28 protein-coding genes are annotated in these 22347 nt (G+C 45.8%); 3 read left to right on the plus strand and 25 right to left on the minus strand.

The genetic code is table 11. The features are described 5' to 3' along the window. Window positions 1-30: 30 nt before the first annotated feature. The 14 genes from holA to FT12353_RS02005 form a co-directional block, all read right to left on the minus strand. A complete protein-coding gene (holA, locus tag FT12353_RS01940; protein ID WP_203617710.1) occupies window positions 31-1029 on the minus strand; it encodes a DNA polymerase III subunit delta in 999 nt (332 codons plus the stop codon). Further along, window positions 998-1669, minus strand: coding sequence for a ComEC/Rec2 family competence protein (locus FT12353_RS01945; protein ID WP_203617712.1), 672 nt, complete (start codon window positions 1667-1669; stop codon window positions 998-1000). The genes holA and FT12353_RS01945 overlap by 32 nt, the downstream gene beginning before the upstream one ends. 69 nt (window positions 1670-1738) lie before the next feature. Continuing rightward, window positions 1739-1960, minus strand: coding sequence for a hypothetical protein (locus tag FT12353_RS01950; RefSeq protein ID WP_203617713.1), 222 nt, complete (start codon window positions 1958-1960; stop codon window positions 1739-1741). Window positions 1961-2060: 100 nt separating this feature from the next. Then, complete coding sequence (locus FT12353_RS08630) at window positions 2061-2222, minus strand: ComEC/Rec2 family competence protein (RefSeq protein WP_373299304.1); 162 nt, start codon at window positions 2220-2222, stop codon at window positions 2061-2063. 14 nt (window positions 2223-2236) lie between these two features. Further along, window positions 2237-3148, minus strand: a complete 912-nt coding sequence (locus tag FT12353_RS01960) for a ComEC/Rec2 family competence protein (RefSeq protein WP_203617729.1) — start codon at window positions 3146-3148, stop codon at window positions 2237-2239. Then, a complete protein-coding gene (locus tag FT12353_RS01965) occupies window positions 3148-3618 on the minus strand; it encodes a helix-hairpin-helix domain-containing protein (protein WP_203617731.1) in 471 nt (156 codons plus the stop codon). Before FT12353_RS01965 ends, FT12353_RS01960 begins: the two co-directional genes overlap by 1 nt. 10 nt (window positions 3619-3628) lie before the next feature. Continuing rightward, on the minus strand, window positions 3629-3865 hold the full coding sequence (locus tag FT12353_RS01970; protein ID WP_203617733.1) for a hypothetical protein: 237 nt from the start codon (window positions 3863-3865) through the stop codon (window positions 3629-3631). A gap of 109 nt (window positions 3866-3974) precedes the next feature. Further along, window positions 3975-4451, minus strand: coding sequence for a pantetheine-phosphate adenylyltransferase (gene coaD / locus FT12353_RS01975; protein ID WP_203617735.1), 477 nt, complete (start codon window positions 4449-4451; stop codon window positions 3975-3977). Between the two features lie 8 nt (window positions 4452-4459). Then, window positions 4460-5026, minus strand: a complete 567-nt coding sequence (gene rsmD, locus FT12353_RS01980; protein ID WP_203617744.1) for a 16S rRNA (guanine(966)-N(2))-methyltransferase RsmD — start codon at window positions 5024-5026, stop codon at window positions 4460-4462. Further along, a complete protein-coding gene (locus FT12353_RS01985; RefSeq protein ID WP_239061158.1) occupies window positions 5026-5538 on the minus strand; it encodes a YlbG family protein in 513 nt (170 codons plus the stop codon). Before FT12353_RS01985 ends, rsmD begins: the two co-directional genes overlap by 1 nt. Window positions 5539-5548: 10 nt before the next feature. Next, window positions 5549-6733, minus strand: coding sequence for an FtsW/RodA/SpoVE family cell cycle protein (locus FT12353_RS01990; RefSeq protein WP_203617748.1), 1185 nt, complete (start codon window positions 6731-6733; stop codon window positions 5549-5551). Further along, complete coding sequence (gene pepA / locus FT12353_RS01995; RefSeq protein WP_203617750.1) at window positions 6733-7806, minus strand: glutamyl aminopeptidase; 1074 nt, start codon at window positions 7804-7806, stop codon at window positions 6733-6735. The genes FT12353_RS01990 and pepA overlap by 1 nt, the downstream gene beginning before the upstream one ends. Window positions 7807-7983: 177 nt before the next feature. After that, window positions 7984-8148, minus strand: a complete 165-nt coding sequence (locus FT12353_RS02000) for a hypothetical protein (RefSeq protein WP_203617752.1) — start codon at window positions 8146-8148, stop codon at window positions 7984-7986. Window positions 8149-8166: 18 nt separating this feature from the next. Continuing rightward, window positions 8167-9243, minus strand: coding sequence for a collagen binding domain-containing protein (locus tag FT12353_RS02005; protein WP_203617754.1), 1077 nt, complete (start codon window positions 9241-9243; stop codon window positions 8167-8169). A gap of 273 nt (window positions 9244-9516) precedes the next feature. On the opposite strand from FT12353_RS02005, the gene FT12353_RS02010 reads away from it, so the two are divergent. Together FT12353_RS02010 and FT12353_RS02015 are read left to right on the plus strand one after the other, a co-directional pair. Then, on the plus strand, window positions 9517-10038 hold the full coding sequence (locus FT12353_RS02010) for an HdeD family acid-resistance protein (protein WP_059393553.1): 522 nt from the start codon (window positions 9517-9519) through the stop codon (window positions 10036-10038). Between the two features lie 262 nt (window positions 10039-10300). Next, window positions 10301-11608 carry an NCS2 family permease gene (locus FT12353_RS02015; RefSeq protein ID WP_203617756.1) on the plus strand — a complete coding sequence of 436 codons (1308 nt, stop codon included), beginning with the start codon at window positions 10301-10303 and terminating at the stop codon, window positions 11606-11608. A gap of 77 nt (window positions 11609-11685) precedes the next feature. On the opposite strand, the gene recN is transcribed toward FT12353_RS02015, so the two are convergent. From recN to xseA, 5 genes are read right to left on the minus strand one after another with little or no spacing between them, the layout of a single operon-like run. Further along, entirely contained in the window at window positions 11686-13368 is a 1683-nt protein-coding gene (gene recN / locus FT12353_RS02020) for a DNA repair protein RecN (RefSeq protein ID WP_203617758.1), read from the minus strand. 25 nt (window positions 13369-13393) lie between these two features. Beyond that, window positions 13394-14224 (minus strand): TlyA family RNA methyltransferase, encoded by an 831-nt coding sequence (locus tag FT12353_RS02025; protein WP_203617839.1) that lies wholly within the window; start codon window positions 14222-14224, stop codon window positions 13394-13396. Then, window positions 14225-15103 carry a polyprenyl synthetase family protein gene (locus tag FT12353_RS02030; RefSeq protein WP_203617760.1) on the minus strand — a complete coding sequence of 293 codons (879 nt, stop codon included), beginning with the start codon at window positions 15101-15103 and terminating at the stop codon, window positions 14225-14227. Further along, the gene (locus tag FT12353_RS02035) at window positions 15096-15320 is read right to left on the minus strand and encodes an exodeoxyribonuclease VII small subunit (RefSeq protein ID WP_203617762.1); all 225 of its coding nucleotides are present in this window, start codon (window positions 15318-15320) and stop codon (window positions 15096-15098) included. Before FT12353_RS02035 ends, FT12353_RS02030 begins: the two co-directional genes overlap by 8 nt. Window position 15321: 1 nt before the next feature. Then, window positions 15322-16590, minus strand: a complete 1269-nt coding sequence (gene xseA, locus FT12353_RS02040) for an exodeoxyribonuclease VII large subunit (RefSeq protein ID WP_203617764.1) — start codon at window positions 16588-16590, stop codon at window positions 15322-15324. 375 nt (window positions 16591-16965) lie between these two features. Between xseA and FT12353_RS02045 the strand changes: the two genes are divergently transcribed. Next, window positions 16966-17217 (plus strand): hypothetical protein, encoded by a 252-nt coding sequence (locus FT12353_RS02045; RefSeq protein ID WP_203617766.1) that lies wholly within the window; start codon window positions 16966-16968, stop codon window positions 17215-17217. 26 nt (window positions 17218-17243) lie between these two features. Here the strand turns inward: FT12353_RS02045 and FT12353_RS02050 are convergent, their stop codons facing one another. The 6 genes from FT12353_RS02050 to purR all read right to left on the minus strand — a co-directional run bounded on the left by FT12353_RS02050 (window position 17244) and on the right by purR (window position 22340). Continuing rightward, window positions 17244-17432, minus strand: a complete 189-nt coding sequence (locus FT12353_RS02050; RefSeq protein ID WP_203617768.1) for a hypothetical protein — start codon at window positions 17430-17432, stop codon at window positions 17244-17246. Beyond that, the gene (locus tag FT12353_RS02055) at window positions 17429-17947 is read right to left on the minus strand and encodes a hypothetical protein (RefSeq protein WP_203617770.1); all 519 of its coding nucleotides are present in this window, start codon (window positions 17945-17947) and stop codon (window positions 17429-17431) included. The genes FT12353_RS02050 and FT12353_RS02055 overlap by 4 nt, the downstream gene beginning before the upstream one ends. Window positions 17948-18023: 76 nt before the next feature. Continuing rightward, entirely contained in the window at window positions 18024-19367 is a 1344-nt protein-coding gene (locus FT12353_RS02060) for a dihydrolipoyl dehydrogenase family protein (protein WP_203617772.1), read from the minus strand. 27 nt (window positions 19368-19394) lie between these two features. Next, window positions 19395-20000, minus strand: a complete 606-nt coding sequence (locus FT12353_RS02065; RefSeq protein WP_203617774.1) for a YdhK family protein — start codon at window positions 19998-20000, stop codon at window positions 19395-19397. Between the two features lie 123 nt (window positions 20001-20123). Next, entirely contained in the window at window positions 20124-21500 is a 1377-nt protein-coding gene (glmU, locus tag FT12353_RS02070) for a bifunctional UDP-N-acetylglucosamine diphosphorylase/glucosamine-1-phosphate N-acetyltransferase GlmU (RefSeq protein WP_203617776.1), read from the minus strand. A 6-nt stretch (window positions 21501-21506) separates the two neighbouring features. Beyond that, entirely contained in the window at window positions 21507-22340 is an 834-nt protein-coding gene (purR, locus tag FT12353_RS02075) for a pur operon repressor (protein ID WP_203617778.1), read from the minus strand. Window positions 22341-22347: the final 7 nt, after the last annotated feature.

Here is a 22347-nt window from a genome sequence, read left to right on the forward strand (position 1 = left end):
CCAACACCACAATAGTGTCGGGCCTTTTTATTAGCGAAAATTAACCATAAAGTTTTCAAACAGGAAGAGTGGGTCAACCATTTCGGACTTCATCTTAATTTCCATTTGTAAAATCTGCAAGAATCCGGCCCGTACCTGTCCCAACCGGTAGTGACGTAATGATTGTCGTGCCAGCTTTACCCGATAAGGATGAACTTTTAAAGCAGTTCCAACGGACTGATCTGTTCCATTCGAACCAGCCACCTGTAACAATAAGCGGAACTGGCCGAGCAAAAGGGCATTCAGCCGTAATGGCGCTTCGCCGTTTTTAACGAGGTCATGGTACAAATGTAAGGCCTCAGCTTTTTTCTGCTTCAAAACTAAATCAGCCAAATCAAAGGCTTGCGCCATTGATTCCTTTGGAACCAAACCGGTTACCCCGGTCAAATCAATCGTTTTCGTTTGACTAGCATAAGCCAAGAGCTTAGGTAATTCAGCCAAGACCTTCGAGTAAGAGGCTTGGGTTCTCAGAAGTAACTCAGCCTCTGCTTCTTGGCTGATTTCTACCCGTCGCTGGTCTAAGAACTGGTGCAGGGCCTGGCGTGTCTGGCGTTCATCCAATGCCGGTAAGTCGAGAAGCTCTGCTTGACTCAAAACAGACTTGGTGACCTTCTTACGTTTGTCCAAAGAAGCCTCATTAGCAAACAAAACCAAGAGGTTTCCTGGCACTGGATGGTCCAATGCTTCTTGCAAAGCCTTTTCCTGATTAGCCGTTAACTTCGATCCGGCCGTTAAGAAGGTCGGATTTTCAACCAAAACCAAACGGTGATCACCGAAAAAAGGAGCACTCAAATAATCGTCCAGGATTGGGCCCAGGCCAACCTCGGCGAAATCATATGTCGACTGGTTCATTTCTTGCTCGGCCGGGTCAATAATAGACGCAAATAGTCGGTGAGCTTTTTGAACTAAAGCGGGCTCGTTACCAGTCACCAGGTACAGGCTTGGCAACGCACTCTGATCAATTTGTTGTTTTACTGTTTGTAAGGTCATTGGTGCTTTTTACCTGGAAATGTCCTTTTTTGTAATTTTCATATACATATCTTAGCATACCTTGACGCCTCGTATCGTAGACAATCATTTTCTGCTTAGCAGCAACCTCTACCACCTCCTGATTTGGGTGACCGTAGCGATTTTTTCGACCAGCAGAAATCAGACCATAGGTCGGCTGCCACTCCGCCATCACCGCTGGATTTGTCGCTGTCTTAGACCCATGATGGCCAAACTTAACCAAATTTGGACGAAAATTTGGATACCTGGCCAAAACTTTTTTCTCCCCAGCTTGGTCAAAGTCACCAGCGGTAAACAAGACCAAGGGGCCAACCTGACCACCAAGAGCAATTGAGTCTTCATTTTCCCCAATACCAGGTTGAAACGGGTGTAAAACACGCAATGGCAAGTTAGCTGGTTGCACCCGGTCGGTCACCGAAACAACCTTTGCCTTTCTGAGGTAAGGCTGGATTTTTTTCAAAAATGCTGGTTGATTGGTCATCCCTGCCGGTAACAAAACTTGGTCAACTTGAAACGTTGTTAAATTCACTCGAGCATCGCCAAGATGGTCTTGGTCCTGGTGAGATAACGATAACGTATTAATTCGACTAATTCCATGCGCATGTAGGTAAGGCACAATCACCGACCGTGCCTGCCCTTCCTGATTTTTCGGCCAACTCTGTTTTTCATAGGGTTTATTTTTAGTCGCTTCCTAGTCAGAAAAGCCCGATTTTTGAAAGGAAACCTTACCACCTGTATCAATTAAGGTGATTGTCTTATTGTATGGTTCACGAAGTAAGGAGGCATCACCCTGACCAATGTCAAAGGTTGTAAACTCGCCCGTTTTTGGAAAATGAACTAAAAAGAAACCAATTATCAAGGCGAGCAGCCACGTACCGACCACCCACCGACGACCGGCCTTCTCTGCTCCCAATAAAAACCAGGGCGCAAAACCCAGCACTAATAAAATTAGCCAAGGCAGTGCGCCAATAACAATTTGTCCCGGCAGGTTGCCTAACCAATAGACAGATTGGTCAAAACATCGTTACCAGCCAATTCGCTACCGTAGCCAAGCCCGACACCACCTGACCAAAAAATGCAACCAACACAACGGGTAAAATCACCAGCGAAAAGACTGGGATAGCAATCAAATTGACAAAACTTTGCCAAATATTCCAGGTGTACTGCTGGGCCACGATTAGTGGAAAGGTCAAAACTGATAAAAAAAGAGGCCCTTTTGCCAAGTTGACCAATCATCGGGCAAGAGCGCTAGGACCAATGTCAGAAAAAATGATAGTTGTCCACCCAGTGTTAGTAAAATTAGCGGGTGGATAATCAATCGCCCAATCCTACGGACGACAGCAAGTAAAAAAGCAACGTGGAAGCCTGATAACGAAAAGAGATGAATCAACCCTAATTCCTGAATTTTAGGGTTATCGTCATACAAGGTCTGATTCTTTGAACCTAGTAAGAGTGCCAAGGCATAGTTTCTTACTGGGTTAAGTAATGCCTTAGCATAGTCCGACAAAGCCGCGTGCCAATGGTGAAATTGAGCATTCATTCGGTCAAACCAGGTTCGCAAATGGTCCGCCCTTAACTCCACTTCTTGCAAGCGTACCTGATGAGTAATTTTCTTTGTTTTAGCAAATTCTTTAAAATCAAATCGATAAAAATTAGTCGCCGGCATAATCGGCGTCAAATCACCTCGGCCAGTTATTAAAGTTGAGCCAGCCGATGACCGCAATCGAGCCAAATCTTCCGGAGTCTTTGCCTGGTAATAGTAATAAACGCGGTCACCTGAACTTTTTAAGCGACCAATGCCAGCAACGCGGCCATCAGTATTAATCGTCCGTTCGTCTGGATAGGCGAGTATTGTATATAGCCGACCTTTTTCTTCAGGCAGATTTGCCTGACGGTCTAATGTTTTTTGGTCAACTAAAAAATACAACAAAAAAGCCAGCGACAAGGCAAGTACGACAAACAAGTCCCTACCACGTGTCGTTAAAAAGGCAAGTAAACTAAAAAATAGCGCCAAACAGATAGTCAACGAATTCGGCTGGTAAACCGCCAATGATAAGGCGCCCACCAGCCAGGCTGCCTTCAATGTTGCTTGCAGACCCATTAAACCGTCACCTGATTTTTTAATTGTTCAAAACGCTTAGGACCAATCCCGCCGACTTCTTTCAAGTCCTCAACTGACTGAAAGCGGTGTTTTCCCTCTCGAAAAGCCACAATTTGCTGCGCTTTCTTGGGGCCAATGCCATCCAGTGCCTCCAACTCCTTGGCGCTAGCCGTGTTCAAATTAACGAGCGTTCCCCCGCCACTTCGTCCAGATTCTGAAGTTGCACCTGCTCGAGCACCACCAACATTACCAGCGCCACTAGGAACGCCAACCGTTTGGTTAGACCCCTCTTCGCCAACTTTTTCAATATAAAGCGCCTGACCATCCACTAATAATTGAGCTAGATTAATACGGTTGCGGTCGGCTTGATCTGTTAGGCCACCAGCCTGTTGGATAGCGTCTTGGAGGCGACTACCTGTTGGCAAGTCGACCACTCCTTGGTGATTGACCGCCCCCTTAAGATCAATCACCACTCGACCACTAGCACTCAGCTTTCCCTTTGCGGCCCTTATCCGCTACCTTTTCCTGCTTTTCACTTAAGGCAGAGGATAGCCTCGGCACGGGGGCATCTTGTTTCGCTCCCTGCTCAGTGCCCAGGGGGTTCAATCGCCAGAACACAATAATTGCTGCCAGCAAACCTAGGCCAGCCACAACCCAATAACGCCAGTATTCAATCAAATGCTCCTTCATCCAAGTCAATAATTTTTTGTACATCATCTGCTCAACCTCCTGTCAAATCAGACGAAGTGCAAATAAAAAGCCAACACACTTTTTGGTACAAATATCCCGATTTTTGGATACGTACCAACGAGCTGTCGGCTATTTTTTATTGAAAATGTTTTTGTAAGGCGGTTACCACCACCGCTGGGACGAAAGCGTCGAGCTTGTCGGCACCAAATTTAGCAATTTCTTTGACCATCGATGATGAAACATTCTGATTTTCCGGTTTGGCCAAGAGCAAGACCGTTTCAACACCAGCCAAGACAGAATTGACTTCCGCAATATCGCGTTCGTACTCGAAATCCTTGGCATTCCGTAGACCACGGACCAAGTATTTCGCACCAATTTCGTTCATATAGTCAACGGTCAAGCCACCGACTTGTCCAACCTGAACATTTGGTAAATTAGCTACGGCTTCTTCCACCAACTCCAGTCGTTCGGCCGGTGTGAACAATCCTTTTTTATTCGTATTAATTCCCACAGCCACGACAACTTCATCAAAAATTTCAGAAGCGCGTTGAATAATATCCAAGTGGCCGTTGGTCAACGGGTCAAAAGACCCTGGAAAGACTGCTTTTTTCATTTTCCCACTCACTTTTCCTGTTGAGATTCGTACCTATAAAGGCTCACTCGAGTAATGCCGTAGTCCTTTTGCTTCAATAAATTTAAGTTAGGACCTGGCTCCGGTAAATCAGCGACCTGGTCGGATTCAATCATGATAATGGCGTCCGTTGCCAGCAGTCCGCCCTCTTCCATTGCTGTTAAATCAGCCTTTAGCTTTTCCTTAGCATACGGTGGATCAAGCAAAATCAAATCAAAGGACTTCCCCTGACTAGCTAAACGAGTTAGCGCAGCACTAGCTGGGACTTTCAAGACCATAAAGGCATCTTCAGCATGGGTCTTTTCGATATTTTTCTCGATGACTGCAATGGCAGCTCTCTGTCGGTCGACTAAGACTGCCTGATCCATCCCCCGCGAAACTGCCTCGATACCCAGGCCACCCGTTCCAGCATACAAATCTAGAACCTTGCCGCCATTGATATAGGGCATCAACATTGAAAAAATAGCTTCCTTAATTTTATCAGTTGTCGGCCGCGTTTCACGTCCCTTGACGGCATCCAAGCGAAGACCACCAAATCTTCCTGCAATCACACGCATTAGGACTTTCCTCCCTTTTCAGCCGGCACGTGGGCCTTATCCTTATCATCAGTTTGCAAGTCTTGTTGTCCATCATCCTGACGATTATTCTTTTTCGTCGGCTGATTTTGGCCCTGATCAGTTGGTTCTGCTAATTTTGTTTCGGATTGTCCTTTTGATTGGCCAGTTTGCTTAGCCAATTTTACCTGGGACTGTCCCTTTGGATCAGCTGATTTTTCGTCAGATTGGTCCTTTTTAGCATCTTCTTGTGCCTGATCGTAGGCCTCAAAAAAGACATCATCATGGACGTCATCCAAATCAGGATCAATATCTGGCCGAGGCGAAACCTTGACCGTCTTCACAAACCGGTACTGGTTCAGGTTATCAACTGTTTTTTCAACATCATTTTCATTCAGATAAAGTTCGACATAACCCATTCTCTTAGAAATATAGCTAATATCACCGAATTTCTTTAATTGTTCAACGTGCTTCAAACCGCGTAAGAAAACATACACGGCTCGGCGTTCTTTCATGGTAAACATCTTAACGTTTTAATTCCCTTCGTGCCGCATAATCTTGCGGGTTTGGTTGGATTAGTTCCTTGTCCTTGGCCGAAACGTTCAGGGCAATTCCGATAGCTGCCGAGAAAAAGACAAAGGATGAACCACCACCTGAGATAAAGGGGAAAACAACCCCAGTAATTGGCAGCAAGCCCAAGACACCGCCCAAATTAACAAAGGACTGCATCAATAAAAGACTAGCCAGCCCGTACAAAAAGAGGCGGTTATACTGTCCCTTTTGCTTGATTCCTAAGTAGACCAAGCGACCAATTAACATCAACACCATCAACAAAACAAGGCAGATGGCCAAGGCGCCTAATTCTTCTGCTGCGACAGCCATAATAAAATCAGTGTTCGATTCTGGCAGGTAAGGTTTCAGCAACGAATTTCCCAGTCCAACGCCAAACAAGCCACCATGCGAAATGGCGTAGTAAGAGTACAATAGCTGCCGACTTTGGTCAACATTATGCCAAGGATTGACAAAGTTCGTCAATCGTCTGATAGCGTAAGAAGACGAGTTTCCCAAATGGAAAAAACCAATAATATCTGGCAAAAAAAACAAAACGATAAAGAACAAAAGCAACCAGAAGGCGCAAGCCCGAGATGACATCCCCGACGCCATCATCATCATTAATAAGACCGCCAGGGTGATAAACATGTTTCCCAAATCGGGCATCAAAAGGTTCATCGACAGCATCACAGCAGGTAAAAAGAGCTTTTGCAACATACCCGGCGCCGTCCATTGGCGAATTTGGCGCCTGAGGCCTGCTCGAGGTAACCAGGGCTTTTTATCGAACCAGTGGGCAAAATACAAAATCAGCACAATCTTCGATAATTCAACCGGTTGTAAAGTCACCGGCCCCAGATTAATCCACCCGTGAGCACCGTTAATGGCCGGCGCTAAGCGAGCGACAATCAGTAAACCGGTGGTCCCAACCATTAAAAAATTGAGCACACTTTGTGATCGCAAAATGGAGCGATTCAATCGGAAGGCAACAAAGGCAACCGTCCAACCAACAATCACAAAAATAGCCTGCTTTGAAAAGGACATAATGGGTGATAAATAAGCATTTTGGGTCGCCGAAAAGACCATCACAATCCCGATGGCCGATAGCACGGCATAAGGCACCGCAATCCAGTAATCCAAACGTTCCAGCTTCTTAAACATTACCGCTCCAAAATATCTTGATAAACGCTTTCATCCAAAGACTTTGCAATCGCTACTACAAGGGCCTGTGCCGCTTCAAAATCAGGAATTGACCAAACCGTTTCATGGGTATGAATGTAGCGGGATGCCACACCCAAGGCAACAGCAGGAAGTCCAAATTCTTGGCCTTGAACGCCACCAGCATCAGTGCCACCCTTTGAAACAAAGTATTGATAAGGAATGTGATTATCCTCTGCTGTTTGCAAAATGAATTCCTTTAGACGAGGTGATGTGACAACCGTTGGATCAAAGACGCGAATCAACGTTCCCTGGTCCATGACTCCTTGACGACCAACTGTGCCATCAACATCATTTGCTGCCGAAGAATCAACCGCAAAGAAAACATCTGGCTTCAATTGGTTAACAGCAGGCTTAGATCCGCGGAGACCGACTTCTTCTTGAACGTTTGCCCCAGCAATCAAAGTGTTTGGCGTTTCTACTCCTTGCAATTCTTCCAGAGCAGACAAAATCGTCACCACCCCAAAGCGGTTGTCGTAGGCCTTGGAAACTGCTCGATTAGGGTTAGCAAGGCGGGCTGTCTTGGTTGCTGGCACAATAAAGTCCCCTGGACGAACACCAAAAGTCTGAGCCTGGTCAGCCGATTCAAAGCCAGCGTCAAAAAAAATATCATCAATGGTCAACTGGCTTTGACCACCGGTCTTACCACGCAACAGGTGTGGTGAAACAGAAGATGATACAACCGGATATTGCCCATCTTTTGTAAAGAGTGTAAAACGGTGAGCAGAAACGGTCATAGGATTCCACCCTCCCAAGGCAACCACTTGTAAGGCCCCCGTTGGCAAAATACCAGAAACCATGAAGCCAACTTCATCCATGTGAGCTGCAAACATCACACGGGGACCATTTGACTGCTGATTTTTCACACCAAAAACACCACCAAGGTTGTTTTGGTAAACTTCGTCAACTAAGGGCGTTAAGTCCTGTTTGAATGCTTGACGCACCTGATTTTCCTGCCCAGATGTCCCCTGCAATTCCGTATATTTGACGAGTTGTTCCCAAGTATGTTGATCCATAACGCCCTCCTCAAGGTTTTTAATATAAAAGTTACTTTATTATAGCCTAGTTGAGGGGGACTGGCAAAGTCTTCAGGCTCGTTGGAAAAGCTGACATCTACTTGGCAGATCACTTTTTCAAGGGCACTCAAAAATCCCCGATAAGAGCCTTATCGAGGATTAATACAATTAACAAAATTATGAACGCTTCTTATTCTTCAAAATCAGCGTAAAACCGGTCAAAAGAACAGCAATGGCAGTAAAAATGAGAACTTGCCAATGACTGGATTCAAAGCGAGCAGTCTTTGGCAATGCAACCTCGGCAACCGGTTGCGCCGCAATTTCAGCTGGTGCAAAAGCCAAAAGCAGGTACAGTTGTATTTACTTTCGATTCGCTTGGTTAGCTGTTGCTACCGGTTGCGCCATGTTGACTACTGGAGTAGGAGCCACTGTTTTAGTGATTGGCGTTGTACTTGGTCCAACAGAAGCATTACCACCACCATCAATCTTTTCAACCATCATAGTCTTAGATTGTGTTGATAAATTATCACCAGTCAAATTAACGACATTGCCATACGAACTGGCCTGAGATCCAGATTTCAAACGACTCTCGTACGTCAATACATAAGTTTGATTGATATCTCCAAAATCAATGTGGAACTTAGAATCAGAATCCATCGTTAACTTAGACAAGTCAACGGGCACCGCCTCGCCATCAGATGAGTCAATCGTCGAACCAAAGCTGTCCGGAACAAAGGTTGAGTTGCCATCAAACTGATCAACAACCACCGCGTTTTGAATATTTTGCTTGCGATAGTTAATTCGGACTTTCCAATGTAGAAATGTTGGATCTTTCAAATCAAACCAACCAAATTTTGATAGAACTTCAGTTTTATCAGGCGCATTTCCCTGATTAATGTAAACATCGGTGCTAGCTCCGGGAATGATACTGTGGTCCAATTGCCAGTTAATCGTATTTTTCGTATTAAAGGAAATCTTAGACAAATCCAAGTTAGCGTTAATTTCGAAATAGCCAGATAAAGCACGGTTAACATCAGGGGCAGCACTATCACTGGTAAAATGGACCGTAATTTCTCGGGTATTTTTATCCAGATGAGCATTAGCAATCACATCTCCATTTTGCTCATGAATTTGAAAATCAAGCGAATTTGGTACCTGAAAAACATCGGGAACCACTACCGTAATTGGTTGATCGACCGCAATACCAGCACCCTTAGGAATTGCGAAATTCCATCGAACTGTCAAATCATCATAAGGGTCAAAATTATCTGTTTGATGATTACTGGTTTTATAAACAGAAGCACTGGTAATGTAGGCCGAAGAAACATCTCCAGCGGAAACTTTCGACATTGCTGTCCCAGCTCCAATTCCTAGCATTAACAAGAGATTGGCAAAAAAGACTAGCAACGGCCGATTTTTAAAATCAATCGTTTTCATAGTTCTCCTCATTTCAGTTATATCACGACTTATTCGTCATATAAGCAACAACAATCAACGAGATCGTAACACTTAGACCTTAAATATGATACTTTCAATCCAAATAAGTTTGTTTTCGGAATTAAAAATTGATTTTACTATTTTATACTAAATACCCATTATCATCATTTTTATCCTAGAACCAGCTTTTTTACTAAAAAACTTTTTCTGATTTCAAATACTACACAATAACGTTATAATAGTCATATAAGAAATAAAAAAGAGGAGGAAATTATGTCGAGTCATTCATTGCGCTATTTTATGGGGATTGATGGTCTTCTAGCCATCGTCTTTGGTCTTTTGGTTGTGATTCTACCCACCGACACGGCAGCCATTGCTGCGGCTATCATTGGTGTCATGATGGTTGCTTCTGGTTTATTTAAGATTGTTCATGCCATCAAAAACACCGCACTAACTGGTTGGAACAGGACAGGTGCTAGCCTGCTGGGCTTTATTTATATTTTGGCTGGTTTAATCATCTTTATTAATATGCACATTGCCTCAGTTTCGCTCTTTATGGTTGTTGGTCTAATGGTGGGAATTGCCTGGTTGTTTGAGGGGGTTATCCAACTTTCGGTCGTTAGCCGTCTCGCTGATCACCAAGCTTGGCTAACCTTTTCAGCTGTCCTGCATATTGTTGCCGGCATTTTGTTGATGGCTAGTCCCCTCTTTGGTGGGGCCTTACTTTGGATGTGGTTAGGAGTTAGTCTTATCGTTCTTGGTGTCTACCGCCTCTTAATGTTTTTCCGTTTTTAAATCTTTTACTGCATCACCAGGTGCAATGAAAAATCAGCTTTGATTCCGCTTTTAAAAAGAAAGTGCCATATATAAGCGTTGTGCTACATTTTCTGAGATTTAAATGATTATCATTAAAATTTAAAATTATAAAAAGTGAACAATTAGTTTTACTTTTATTTAATGTTCGTCTTTATTAAGTCATTTTGTTCATTTCACTCAGACAAAGCAAACATTTCTTGCTAAAATATTCAGGTAGGAAAAATATTATAAGGAGTCACTTATGTCCTTTCTCTCATCATACTTCCAGTTTGAAAAACTGGGCACTTCTTTTCGAAAAGAAGTCGTTGCCGGCTTGACTACTTTCGTAGCCATGTCATACATCTTATTCTTGAATCCAACTGTCCTTGGTGACGCTGGCATGAACAAGGGGGCCGTCTTTACGGCCACTGCCTTGGCCTCTGGAATCGCCACAATCTTCATGGGTCTGGTTGCACGTTACCCAATCGCGATTGCCCCAGGTTTGGGTGTTAATGCTTTCTTCGCCTATTCCGTTGTTATCGGTATGGGTGTCAAGTGGCAAACTGCAATGGCCGGTATCTTAGTTGCCGCCGTTATCTTTTTGCTCTTAACAATGTTTAAGATTCGTGAAAAAATCATCGATGCGATTCCTTCTGATTTGAAGATTGCTATCGCTGCTGGAATTGGCCTTTTCATCGCCTTCATTGGTTTGCACAACGCCGGTTTGGTTGTGGCAAACAAGGATACAATGGTTGCCATGGGCTCATTGACAAACGCCAACACGCTCTTAGCTATTTTTGGTATCGTCTTGACTTTGGTTTTGTTGGCCGTGAACACACCAGCTGCCATCTTCGTTGGAATGATTGGCACAACAATCGTTGGCTTCATCTTCGGCTTGATTAAGATGCCAAGCTCAATCATCGGTTCTGTTCCTTCTTTGGAGCCAACCTTTGGAGAATCAATCAACTACCTTGGTCACATTGATACCTTCCAAATGTGGGTTGTTGTCTTGACCTTCTTGATTGTCACTTTCTTCGATACGGCTGGAACTTTGATTGGTTTGGCCGAACAAGCTGGCTTCATGGAAAACAACAAGATGCCACGTGCCGGTAAGGCCTTGATGGCCGACGCCGTTGGAATGACTGCCGGAGCCGTTTTGGGAACTTCACCAACTTCAGCTTACGTTGAATCATCATCAGGAATCGCCGTTGGTGGCCGTTCTGGTTTGACTTCTGTTGTGACTGGTTTGCTCTTCTTTGCTGCCTTGATCTTCTCACCATTGTTGTCAGTGGTTACGGATGCCGTGACCGCCCCTGCCTTGGTGATTGTTGGAATCATGATGGCCAAAAACTTACAGAAGATTAAGTGGGACGACTTGGCTGTTGCTGCCCCTGCCTTCTTGGTTGTTGTTGGTATGCCATTAACTTATTCAATCTCAGACGGTATCGCCCTTGGCTTTATCGTTTACCCAATCACGATGATTGCTACAAAGCGTGCAAAGGAAGTTAACTGGTTGATGTACCTTTTGGCCGTTATCTTCGTCTTGTTCTTGTACTCAACACATAGCTAAATCAGCTTGATGATTACTACACAAAAAGCGTTGGAAATTTAATTTTCCAACGCTTTTTTTAGTATTTATTTTTATTTTTATCCCTGTGCCTTTACCCGCAAATCCTTGGCGTTTGCCAAAGCCGCATCAGTTACCTGATTGCCAGAAAGCATCATCGCAATCGCTTCATCACGCTGATTTTCTGGTAGGTCCTTAACCTGCGTCACCGTTCGATCATTTTGATTGAACTTCTCAATCAAGAAATGGTGGGTGGCCGCAGCGGCCACTTGAGGCAAATGGGTAATGGCCATGACCTGCGTTTTCTCAGCAATGGTTTGCATCTTCTTGGCAATAGCGGAACCAACCCGACCGGAAACGCCAGTATCAATTTCGTCAAAGACAACCGTTGGTAGGCCGTGTTGGGCAATGAAAATTGTTTTCAAGGCCAGCATCAGTCGTGAGGCCTCCCCACCGGATGCGGCCTTTTCTAGGGGCTTAGTGCCCTCACCCTGGTTGGTTTGAACAAAGAAAGCAACCTTATCCGCCCCACTAGGCAAAAAGCCCGTCACGGGCGTAAATTGAACCTCAAAGTAGGCCTGTTCCATCAACAAGTCCGCCAATTCACGATTAACTGCCTTCTCCAACTTCTTAGCTACCTTTTGCCGGCTTTGTGTTAGCGCTTGAGCAGCAGCCACAATCTTACCCTTAATGGTTTCTTTTTCCTTCGTCAGTGATTCCAAATCGAAGGACCCACCGTCCAAGTCGGCCAACTCGCGGTCAACCTTTTGCTGGAAGACTAAAATTTCATCAACGGAATCGCCGTACTTTCGCTTCAGGTTATGAATCACCTGCAAGCGGTCGTCGATTTCAACGAGGGCTCCTTCGTCAAAGGTCAAATCAGAAACCGCCTCGTCTAAATCACGGCCGGCATCCTGAGCAGCATAGTAAGCCTCCGACAACGATTGAGCCAAGTTTTCAAAGTCTGAATCATAAGTAGCAGCCTGGATCATCGCTTGATGAGCGGCAGCCAACAGATCAATCGCACCACCATCCAAACCTGGATTCAAGGCCTGCTGCGCCTGTTCCAAAGCATCCGCAATCTTTTTATAATTTGCTAGCTTGCTCCGATCAGCCAACAGCTGGTCTTCTTCTCCTGGTTGCAGGTTGGCTTCTTTCAACTCCTCTTGCTGAAAAGAAAGCAAGTCCAACCGCTGGTTAATATCCTGCCGCCGATTTTTCAATTGATCAATTTGGCGGGTAATATCACGGTAGCGGTAAAAAAGCTGCTGATACTCATCCTTAGCCTGGCTTAAATCAGCCTCAGCAAACTGGTCCAACAGGTCTAAATGATGGTCCTGATTTAACAGCAGGGAGGTATCATGCTGGCCCTGAATTTCAACCAGCTGCGACCCGAATTCGGACAGCACCTTGAGGGGCACAATTATACCGTTAATGCGCACAATTGACCGCCCTTTGTGATTAAACTCGCGGTAAATAACCACCTGGTCATCACTAAGTTCAATTCCAGCAGCACTCAATTGTTCCCGCAAGCCGGCAGCTCGGTCACCCACAAGGGAAAAAACAGCCTGCAAGACAGCCTTGTCAGCCCCCTTACGAATCATTTCCGTACTGGCCCGTCCACCGGTGACCATGGCCAAAGCATCAATAATGATTGATTTTCCGGCACCGGTCTCACCCGTTAAAACGGTTAATTGGTCGTCAAATGACAAGTCCACTTGGTCAATAATCGCAAAATTTTGTATGGTTAATTGTTCAAGCATCCTGCATCCTTTCTACCAGTCAGTTTTAGTTGCCAGCCTGGTCTAACTGACTGTGTGCCGCATCAACCACTTCGTCAATTGCGACACTTGGATCAATTTGGGCCCCATCAGACCGCTTAAGCCAGGCTAAAAATTCAATATTTCCCTGCCCACCTTTAATTGGTGAGTAGGTCAAGCCAGCCACGGTAAAGCCATTTTCCACCATCATTGGCAAAGTTGCAGCCAAGACCTGGCGGTGAACAGCCGGGTCTTTGATGATGCCGTGCTTACCAACCGCTTCCCGCCCCGCCTCAAATTGGGGCTTGATCAATGCTGCTACTTCCCCACCCTGGGCAATAATGTCCTTTAAGGTTGGTAAAATCAGCGACAGTGAGATAAAGGAAACATCAATGGTTGTCCGAGTTGGCTGGCCTTCCATAAAGTCGGCCAACTTGGAATAGCGGAAATTAGTGTTTTCCATCACCGTTACGCGGTCATCAATTCGTAGCTTCCAGGCTAACTGGTTGGTCCCCACATCCAAAGCATAGACATGGGCAGCACCATTTTGCAGTGACACATCCGTAAAGCCACCCGTGGAAGAACCGATGTCTAAGACAATCTGGTCGGTCATGGCCAAGCCAAAGGTTTCGATGGCCTTTACCAGTTTATAGCCACCACGCGAAACAAAGGGCAATGGTTCGCCCTTAAAGTGTAATTCAGTTGTGACCGGAATCTTTTCACCAGCCTTGTCCAGACGCTGCTCATTTTCGCCAAGAATTTGCCCGGCCATAATGGCTCGCTTTGCCTGTTCTCGAGAGGTAAAGAGTCCCTGTTGGACGAGTAAGACGTCCACACGTTCTTTTGCTACTGCCACGATTTACGCTCCAATTTTAGCCAAAAGGCTCGTTAATAATTCTGAATCAAAGTTTGCATTTTCCTGTTTCAAATCAGCTAGAGCCTGATTTGCCCGCTTCGTCAACTGCACAACCAAGTCATGCGCCTGGTCGAGCCCAACCAAGTGAACCAGTGAGGCAACGCCTTCTTCTTGATCTTGGTCATAGTCGTCCAAGTCATCTTGGATTTGGAAGAGTAGGCCAAATGCACCGGCAAAAGCAGCCAAACGGTCTAAGTCTTTGACTGAAAGATTGGCATAATGACCGCCAATCAAAGCGGCCGCTTGCAACAAATCAGCCGTCTTCTTTTGGTAAACCTGGTCCAAAACGGCCGCGAGCGCCACCTGGTCCTCATTGATATCATGATTTTGCATGTCTAAGACCTGCCCCAAAACCATGCCATTGGCACCCGCCTTTTCGGCTAGCGTTGCGACCATGGCGACCTTTTGCTCGGCATTAACGCCCGTCAATGCAGCCAAGAGAGAAAAGGCACCCGCCTGCAAAGCATCTCCAACCAAAACAGCACTCGCTGGGCCATAAAGCGCATGGACAGATAACTGTCCCCGACGGTAAGCATCGTTATCCATTACCGGCAAGTCATCGTGGACCAAGGAATAGGCATGAACCCATTCGAGAGCCGTAGCGGCTTGAATGGCATCGGCCGTGATTTCTTGACCAAAGGAATCAACAACGGCCAAAGCTAACAGCGGCCGCAGGCGCTTGCCAGGCGTTAGGAGCGCATAGGTCAGCATCTGCCCCCAGTCACTAGCGAACTGATTAGAGACCTGCTGAGCCACCTCGGCTTTTAAAGCCGCGTTAACTTGTGGCTGATATTTTTCTGAAAAATCGTTAAATTTAGTCATTGTTGGTTAATTCCAAATCCGTCAAATTGCCATCATCCATGACCTTAGCCAAGGTTTTTTCGGCATCCTGCAAGGTCTTCTGCAAATCCTTAGCCAGTGCGACCCCCGTCTGAAAGTCCGTTAAAGCCGTTTCCAAGGGACGGTCGCCCTTTTCCAAAGCCGACACGATGACTTCGAGTTGTTTTAACTTATCTTCAAATGATACTTTTTCAGCCATTTTATTCTCCTGTAATTTGAGCGGGCACTTCGCCGTCCGCAAAGGTTAAGTGAACCTGGTCCCCAACTTGTAAATCAGCTTTTTTCTTGATGACCTGATTTTTTGGTCCCTTCACAATCGTGTAACCAGCCGCTAAGATTTTCAGTGGTGACACTAAGTCCAACTTCGTGCTGGCCAAAGCGAGGCCCTCCTGGTAAGGTCGTAGCAATTGCTGTTGTTCCTTAACTAGGCTATTTTTGGCCTGTTGGAAGCGGTATTGTTTTTGTTCAAGCTGACGACTAAAGCCGCGACCAAGCCGACTCGTCAACTGATCAACTTCCTGCTGATAAGCGGCGTATAGCCGGTCTGGTTGCTGCATGATTGGTCGATTAACAATTTGATCTAAGACCTGCTGGCGTTGGACAACAATTTGCCGGCCAGCAACCACCAAGCGTGCCTTCAATTCAAACAAGCGATCAAGAATATTTTGCCGAGTAACCGGTGTTGCGAGTTCAGCGGCAGCCGTTGGTGTCGCTGCTCGGCGATCGGCCACCAAGTCGACCAAAGTATTGTCGGTTTCATGACCAACCGAGGCAATCACCGGCGTCTTTAAAGCTGCTACCTTGCGCACGAGGGCTTCATCGTTAAAGGCCCAGAGGTCCTCAATCGACCCACCACCTCGACCAATAATGACCGTGTCAAAGCCAAGGTCGTCGATTCGGTTCAGTTGTTTCAGTAACGACGGCACTGCCCCTTCACCCTGGACAACGGCCGGTAACAAGATTACCTGAGCATCCGGCAAGCGCCGCTCAACCGTCTTGGCAACGTCTTCAACCACGGCCCCTGTCGGTGAAGTAATCACGGCAATCTTTTTGGGAAGGAGTGGCAAAGCCTTCTTTTCTTGGTCAAAGAGTCCCTCTTGGCTCAACTTTTCCTTTAACTGATTTAAAGCTAAGAAGAGGTCCCCAATCCCATCGGGTGTCATTTGTTCTAAAATAATCGAGTACGAACCGGATGGTTCATAAACCTGCACGCGACCAATGGCGAGGACCTTCATCCCCTCCTTGGGTTCAAACTTCAGTCGTGATGCATAGGAAAACATCGTTGCGCGGATGACTGATTTACCATCTGGATCCTTCAAAGAAAAATACAGGTGACGGCCCTTTCGATTACCTAAGTTCGAAATTTCTCCCGTTAGATAGACCTTTGCCAAGTATGGATCACGGTCAAATTTTGCTTTCAAATAGCCGGTTAACGCACCGACTGTCAGGTACTGTGACGAATCTGCCATTAAGGCCTCCTAGAACGCATTCTTAGTACATATTATACCAGAGAAATCAGCCAATAAAAAAGCAGCTAACCGAAGTTAGCTGCTTAGTTTGGCATGCCAGATACGCTCTGACGGGCGACTTGAACAAAGTTCAAGTAAGTCTACGTCACCTCAGTCAAAGACTGATAGTCATGGTGAGATAATGGAATTCCACAATACCATTATCACCTACGCCAAATCCGTGGCTGGTAACTTAATACAGTAGGCCGCGTGTGCGTTCTAAAAACGCATTCGACTCATCGCATACCTTTATTATGCCAGATTCCCAAGCAAAAATCAAGCATGCCTCACGAAACCAGTCTTTACACTCAAACTGCCAGACCGTATAATAGGCACATGATTATCATTGAACAGATTAAGACAAAAGAACTGGTCCAAATGGGCCCAGCAAAAGACCGTGACTGGGAAGACCTGGCCCTACCCGACATGGGGCAAAGTCCAAAAGAACTAGTCAAGGCTGTCATTGAGGCTTATGACCTCGGCGAGCTCATCTCTCAAGCCCATACCGCCAACCCAAAGGTCTTAAAGGCCACCGTGGAAAAGGACCATGCTTCCTACCACTTGTCGGCTAAAATAAAATTTGACTAAAAAAGCAGCCATACTCGGCTGCTTTTTTACTGACGATTTTTACCCTTTTCAAGATGTGTAAAGAGTGCTTTTAAAGCTTGCATTTCCACAATCGATATCACAATCAATAGTATCTGAATTGGTAAAGACGTCCAGTGCAGTATTTGAAATGTCAACACAATTATCGCCCAAATCAAACCATTAATGGCCGCTTTGGTTGGTTTTGGTAACGTCATTTTTTCTCCTCTGCAGCCTTCTCTTCATCAGCTTTTTGGGCAGCCTCCGCAGCATCTTGTTCGGCTTGCTGCTGATTTTCCAAGATAACCTGCAGCTGGTCATCGAACCAAGCAGCAGCCTTAGCAAAGACACCATCACTGTCATCTAGCAGGGCCGCTAACGAAGACAATTTGGCAATCTTTAACCGTGACTTGGAGACATTGGGGTTATCAACGATTGTATAAACCTGCAGCTCGTATTCCTGATTGGCATAAACCAATTTTTTCTCCTGATTGGCATAGCGCAACGGTAAGTTAATCACGTTGACTTCCAAAGAAAAAGTTGTGCCCCCTTCTTCGATGCCACCGTCGATATCCGCCTTGGTCAATGCCAGGTTTTCCTTTTGGGCTAAAGGCAAAAAGGCTGAAAAAAGGACATCCAAATCAACGCTCTGGCCATCCTTGACTGCTAAGGTTTCTTGAGCATAATTTTGCTCTTCAATTTGATCGATAATGGCTTGGCCATTGATTGACATAGTCTGTCACTCCCCTTGTTTCTAATAAAAAAAGTATAGCATAATCCGCTACACTCATTAAACACTTTTATCAAAATCAGACCAGTGGTAAACGCCGTTGCAAAGTGTACTCGATTGATGGGAAAACATAAACTAAGTCGTTCAACTGTTCCTTGGTCATCTTCATTTGGATGTAAGGCACAATCGTGTTAATGGTATTGTCAGCATTATTCGACTTTTCCGCTGCACCAACCAAGGCCTTGCTATTCTTATCAAAAATCAGTGAGAGCTTAGCCCCCTGCTCATTTTCAACCTGACGATACCAGTCACCATCATAAGAGGCTTCCGTGACTTCATAACGGTCAGGTTCTGCCAAGGCCTGGTCAAGGTGTACCCCAACCTGGGCAATCCGTGGCGACGTGAAGACCACTTCCGAAATAGCTGGATAGACGATTGGGCCATCATTATCACCCTTAAATCGAGCAGTCAAATAACGGGATTCAAAGGCCGCGGTTGGCGTCAACTTTGGCACCTGCTTGTCGATGGCGTCACCGGCTGCATAAATGTTTTCAACGGATGTTTGTAGGTATTCGTTAACCACAATCCCACGCTGGTTAGCTTCAACCCCGATGGCCTCCAGGTTCAATTGGTCATGGTTTGGCACACGACCGGTCGCGTCCAAGACATAATCGGTTGTCAATTGGAATTCATGGTCACCGGTCAAGGCAATCTGGCCAGCCGCAGTCTTTTCAGCGCTCTTGATGTTCATATCAGGAATAAAACGAACACCATGGGCCTTCAAATCAGCCTGGACTTCTGCCACATACTGAGCTGGGAACTGACGCAATAAGCGGTTTGACCGAGTAATCACATCAACCTGGGCCCCGACGGCGTTGGCAATTGTCGCAAATTCAATGGCAACGAAACCGCCGCCCAAAATCGTCACATGCTTGGGCATGTGTGGCAACGAAAGAAAATCAGTCGAATTTTCAAAAAGTTCATGACCCGGAACATCCAGAACGTGAGGACGCAAGCCAGTTGCAATCACAATCTTATCAGCTGTATAAGTCTTGCCGTCGACAGCCACCGTATGGGTATCAACAAACTCAGCATGGCCGGTGATAGTTGTAATGCCAACATTATCCAACCGTTCCTTGCCGTGGGCATCCTGTGGCACAATTAATTCGTGCTTGTGAGCCATCAAGTCTTCCCAGTTAACAGTTGGGACACCATCAATGCCCCGTCCCTGGAGGTCTTTGACTCGGTTGATCAATTCCAAAGGTTTATCCAAGATAATCTTGGCATTGCAACCCTTATTTGAGCAAACACCACCGTATTGGCTTTCTTCAATCACGGCCACCTTAGCACCAGACTTAGCCAGTGGGACAGCCCCGTTCCAACTTGCCTGACCGCTACCAATGTATAGTACTGAAAAATCCATCGCGTTCCATCCTTTCATTTCTCTCCATTATCGAGACTTGATTTCACTTTCAACCAAGTACTTGTGATGCATGACTATCTTACCACCATTGGTTGGCTGATAGCTAACCGCATAAGCAGGACCATTGACTACCTTCGTAATGGTTGCTTTTGCTCCCTTCATCCCGGCCATATGAGTGCTTGTCAACGTGACCGTATCACCTTCTTGGTGGTCCATCATATCAGAAAAGTCTTCCTTGGTTAACCATTTGTGGCCGCTAACCTTTTTACCACCATTAGTTGGCTGATAATCGACCTCATATAGTTTAACGTCGTAAGCGGCTGCAACCGTTCCCTTGGCGCCCTTCATTCCGGTCATATGGTCAGCCTCTAAGGTAATCATTGAGCCAACCGGATACTTTGGTTGAGTAGCATTTGGTAAATCAGTTGGCAAGCTTTCATCCATGTCCATGCCAGACATCGAAGACGACATGGCCATCGATGATGAGGACGAAGACATCTGCATCTGACTACTGGACATGGTCATCTTCTTGGAATGGTGTTTATCCTGATCCTTTAATCCCAAAACCAGTACCACACCCAAGATGAACACTAGTAAAAGGGCCAGTAGCCAACCGATTGTTTTCTTCTTCATTTTCTTCTCCTTCTCTAATTTTTATATTGGTATAGTTTAAATAACCATATTTTTATTATAAACAAAGTCGATTAGATAGGCAAGTTATCTCTTTTTGGTCAAAATAAAAAAGAATAGGTTTCCCTATCCTTTTTTATGGGGCATTCTGTCCCAAAAATCATCTTTATTTGTTTGACGACTACGAGCGATGCCCATTTGATGAAAGTCAACATCATCCGTAATCGTTGACCCCGCTGCCGTGATGCTTTCATCGGCCAAAGTTACGGGGGCGATAATCTTCGTATTCGAACCGATAAAGACCCGGTCACCAACCGTCGTATCAAACTTGTTCACGCCGTCATAGTTGACGAAAATCGTTCCGGCCCCGACGTTCACATCCGCTCCTAACGTCGCATTCCCAACATAAGAAAGGTGACCAACCTTAGAACTAAGGCCAACCGTTGCCTTTTTGACTTCCACAAAGTTCCCCAAATGTGCTCGGTCTTTGATTTCAGCCAGTGGCCGCAGATGGGCATAGGGACCAATTGTTGTTTGGTTCTCAACTAGCGCTTCTTCAAGGTGTGAAGAAGTGATGACGTTTTCATCTCCAATGGTTGAATCCTCAATTCGAGTACCGGCTGTCAAAACGTTGTCTTGACCAATCACCGTCTTTCCCTTCAACGTCACATTGCCTTCAATCACCGTATCTTTGCCAATTTGAACACCAGCATCGATATAGGTATTATCGGGGTCAATTAATTCAACACCATTTTGCATGTGCCCGCGATTAATTCGCGTCCGCATAATCTTGTTGGCCGCAGCCAGAGCAACACGATCGTTAACTCCCATTGACTCGGAAAAGTCCATCGTCTGGTAGGCACCAATCTGTTGCCCCATCTCCCGCAAAATATCGAGCGTATCAGGCAGGTAATATTCAGCTTGCACGTTATCGTTACCGACCTGTGAAAGAGCCTCAAACAAGAGCTGGTTATCAAAAATGTACACACCAGTATTGATTTCTTGGATCCGGCGTTCCGTAACGGACGCATCCTTTTCCTCAACAATCTTCAAGACCATTTCATCCTCACCACGGACAATTCGGCCATAACCCGTTGGGTTTTCGGCAAAGGCCGTCAAAACCGTGACGGCATTCTTTGTCCGAGCGTGCTCATCCAAAAGAGCTTGAAGCGTTTCCGTTGTAAAGAGTGGCGTATCCCCTGATAAAATCAGCGTCGCACCCTCATTATCAGCTAATGCCTGCTTGGTCTGCAAGACAGCGTGACCTGTTCCTAATTGCTGTTCCTGAACAACGAAGTCGGACTTCCCAGCTAAGTGGTCTTGAACCTGCTTAGCCCCAACACCGGTAACCGTTAAAATTTTATTTGGCTTCAATGGCGCCACGGCGGCAACCACCCAATCAACCATTGCCCGACCGGCAACTTGGTGTAAGACCTTTGGTAGGTCTGATTTCATCCGCGAACCGTTCCCGGCCGCCAAAATGACAACGTTTGTGGCTTGCATCGTTTCTTATTCCTTACCTTGATAAATTTCTTCAAAATAGTTTCCTGGTTGCACATTAATAGACTGGCCAGAGTCTAAGTTTGTTTCAACGTGCAACAAGGAAGTATAATCCTCTAACAAACGGACATTTGACCGACCTTCAGCAAAGACAGCAGTCCCAACAACAGTACCACCGAATTCACGAACCAACGTTTGCATTCCCTGAATGGTTCCGCCAGCCTTCATAAAGTCATCGACAATCAAGACGCGGGCGCCGGCCTTCAAAGACCGCTTTGACAAGGCCATCTTTTCAACGCGCTTTGATGATCCAGTTAAGTAATTAACCGAGATCATTGAACCTTCCGTCACCTTTGCATCATCACGAACGATCACAAAAGGCACATTTAATTGATCAGCAACTGCTTGGGCTAAGGGAATCCCCTTGGTTGCAGCGGTCATCACGGCATCAATTTCTTCTCCAACATACTGAGTCGTAACCAATCGTCCGGTTTGGCGTAGGACATTTGGCTGTCCTAACAAATCAGATAAGTAAACATAGCCGCCCGGCAAAACGCGGGATTCATCGTTCACAATTTGGCAAATGCCATCCACAAAGTCTTTAGCCTCACCAGCCGCCATCAATGGCGTGTAATAAACCCCACCGGCTGCACCTGGATAGGTTTTCACTTCACCCGTACCACGGGCTTTATAGGTCCGACGAATGATTGACAAATCTTCGGAAATTGACGATTTTGCCGCTTCATAGCGATCGGCAAAAAAGTTCAGTGAAATCAGTTGGCGCGGGTGGTCCAATAGATAGTGCGACATATCGACCAAACGGTCAGCTCGACGTGTTTTCATAGGTATT

It is taken from the genome of Fructobacillus tropaeoli, assembly GCF_016860625.1.
GTDB classification, from domain to species: domain Bacteria; phylum Bacillota; class Bacilli; order Lactobacillales; family Lactobacillaceae; genus Fructobacillus; species Fructobacillus tropaeoli.

What these genes read in the sequence shown, in the direction of transcription:
- holA (WP_203617710.1), bottom strand. Translation starts at nt 1,029, where the DNA reads ATGACCTTACAAACAGTAAAACAACAAATTGATCAGAGTGCGTTGCCA.
- FT12353_RS01960 (WP_203617729.1), bottom strand. Translation starts at nt 3,148, where the DNA reads ATGGGTCTGCAAGCAACATTGAAGGCAGCCTGGCTGGTGGGCGCCTTA.
- FT12353_RS01970 (WP_203617733.1), bottom strand. Translation starts at nt 3,865, where the DNA reads ATGATGTACAAAAAATTATTGACTTGGATGAAGGAGCATTTGATTGAA.
- coaD (WP_203617735.1), bottom strand. Translation starts at nt 4,451, where the DNA reads ATGAAAAAAGCAGTCTTTCCAGGGTCTTTTGACCCGTTGACCAACGGC.
- rsmD (WP_203617744.1), bottom strand. Translation starts at nt 5,026, where the DNA reads ATGCGTGTGATTGCAGGAAGATTTGGTGGTCTTCGCTTGGATGCCGTC.
- FT12353_RS01985 (WP_239061158.1), bottom strand. Translation starts at nt 5,538, where the DNA reads ATGAAAGAACGCCGAGCCGTGTATGTTTTCTTACGCGGTTTGAAGCAC.
- FT12353_RS01990 (WP_203617748.1), bottom strand. Translation starts at nt 6,733, where the DNA reads ATGTTTAAGAAGCTGGAACGTTTGGATTACTGGATTGCGGTGCCTTAT.
- pepA (WP_203617750.1), bottom strand. Translation starts at nt 7,806, where the DNA reads ATGGATCAACATACTTGGGAACAACTCGTCAAATATACGGAATTGCAG.
- FT12353_RS02005 (WP_203617754.1), bottom strand. Translation starts at nt 9,243, where the DNA reads ATGAAAACGATTGATTTTAAAAATCGGCCGTTGCTAGTCTTTTTTGCC.
- FT12353_RS02010 (WP_059393553.1), top strand. Translation starts at nt 9,517, where the DNA reads ATGTCGAGTCATTCATTGCGCTATTTTATGGGGATTGATGGTCTTCTA.
- FT12353_RS02015 (WP_203617756.1), top strand. Translation starts at nt 10,301, where the DNA reads ATGTCCTTTCTCTCATCATACTTCCAGTTTGAAAAACTGGGCACTTCT.
- recN (WP_203617758.1), bottom strand. Translation starts at nt 13,368, where the DNA reads ATGCTTGAACAATTAACCATACAAAATTTTGCGATTATTGACCAAGTG.
- FT12353_RS02030 (WP_203617760.1), bottom strand. Translation starts at nt 15,103, where the DNA reads ATGACTAAATTTAACGATTTTTCAGAAAAATATCAGCCACAAGTTAAC.
- FT12353_RS02035 (WP_203617762.1), bottom strand. Translation starts at nt 15,320, where the DNA reads ATGGCTGAAAAAGTATCATTTGAAGATAAGTTAAAACAACTCGAAGTC.
- xseA (WP_203617764.1), bottom strand. Translation starts at nt 16,590, where the DNA reads ATGGCAGATTCGTCACAGTACCTGACAGTCGGTGCGTTAACCGGCTAT.
- FT12353_RS02045 (WP_203617766.1), top strand. Translation starts at nt 16,966, where the DNA reads ATGATTATCATTGAACAGATTAAGACAAAAGAACTGGTCCAAATGGGC.
- FT12353_RS02050 (WP_203617768.1), bottom strand. Translation starts at nt 17,432, where the DNA reads ATGACGTTACCAAAACCAACCAAAGCGGCCATTAATGGTTTGATTTGG.
- FT12353_RS02055 (WP_203617770.1), bottom strand. Translation starts at nt 17,947, where the DNA reads ATGTCAATCAATGGCCAAGCCATTATCGATCAAATTGAAGAGCAAAAT.
- FT12353_RS02060 (WP_203617772.1), bottom strand. Translation starts at nt 19,367, where the DNA reads ATGGATTTTTCAGTACTATACATTGGTAGCGGTCAGGCAAGTTGGAAC.
- FT12353_RS02065 (WP_203617774.1), bottom strand. Translation starts at nt 20,000, where the DNA reads ATGAAGAAGAAAACAATCGGTTGGCTACTGGCCCTTTTACTAGTGTTC.
- glmU (WP_203617776.1), bottom strand. Translation starts at nt 21,500, where the DNA reads ATGCAAGCCACAAACGTTGTCATTTTGGCGGCCGGGAACGGTTCGCGG.
- purR (WP_203617778.1), bottom strand. Translation starts at nt 22,340, where the DNA reads ATGAAAACACGTCGAGCTGACCGTTTGGTCGATATGTCGCACTATCTA.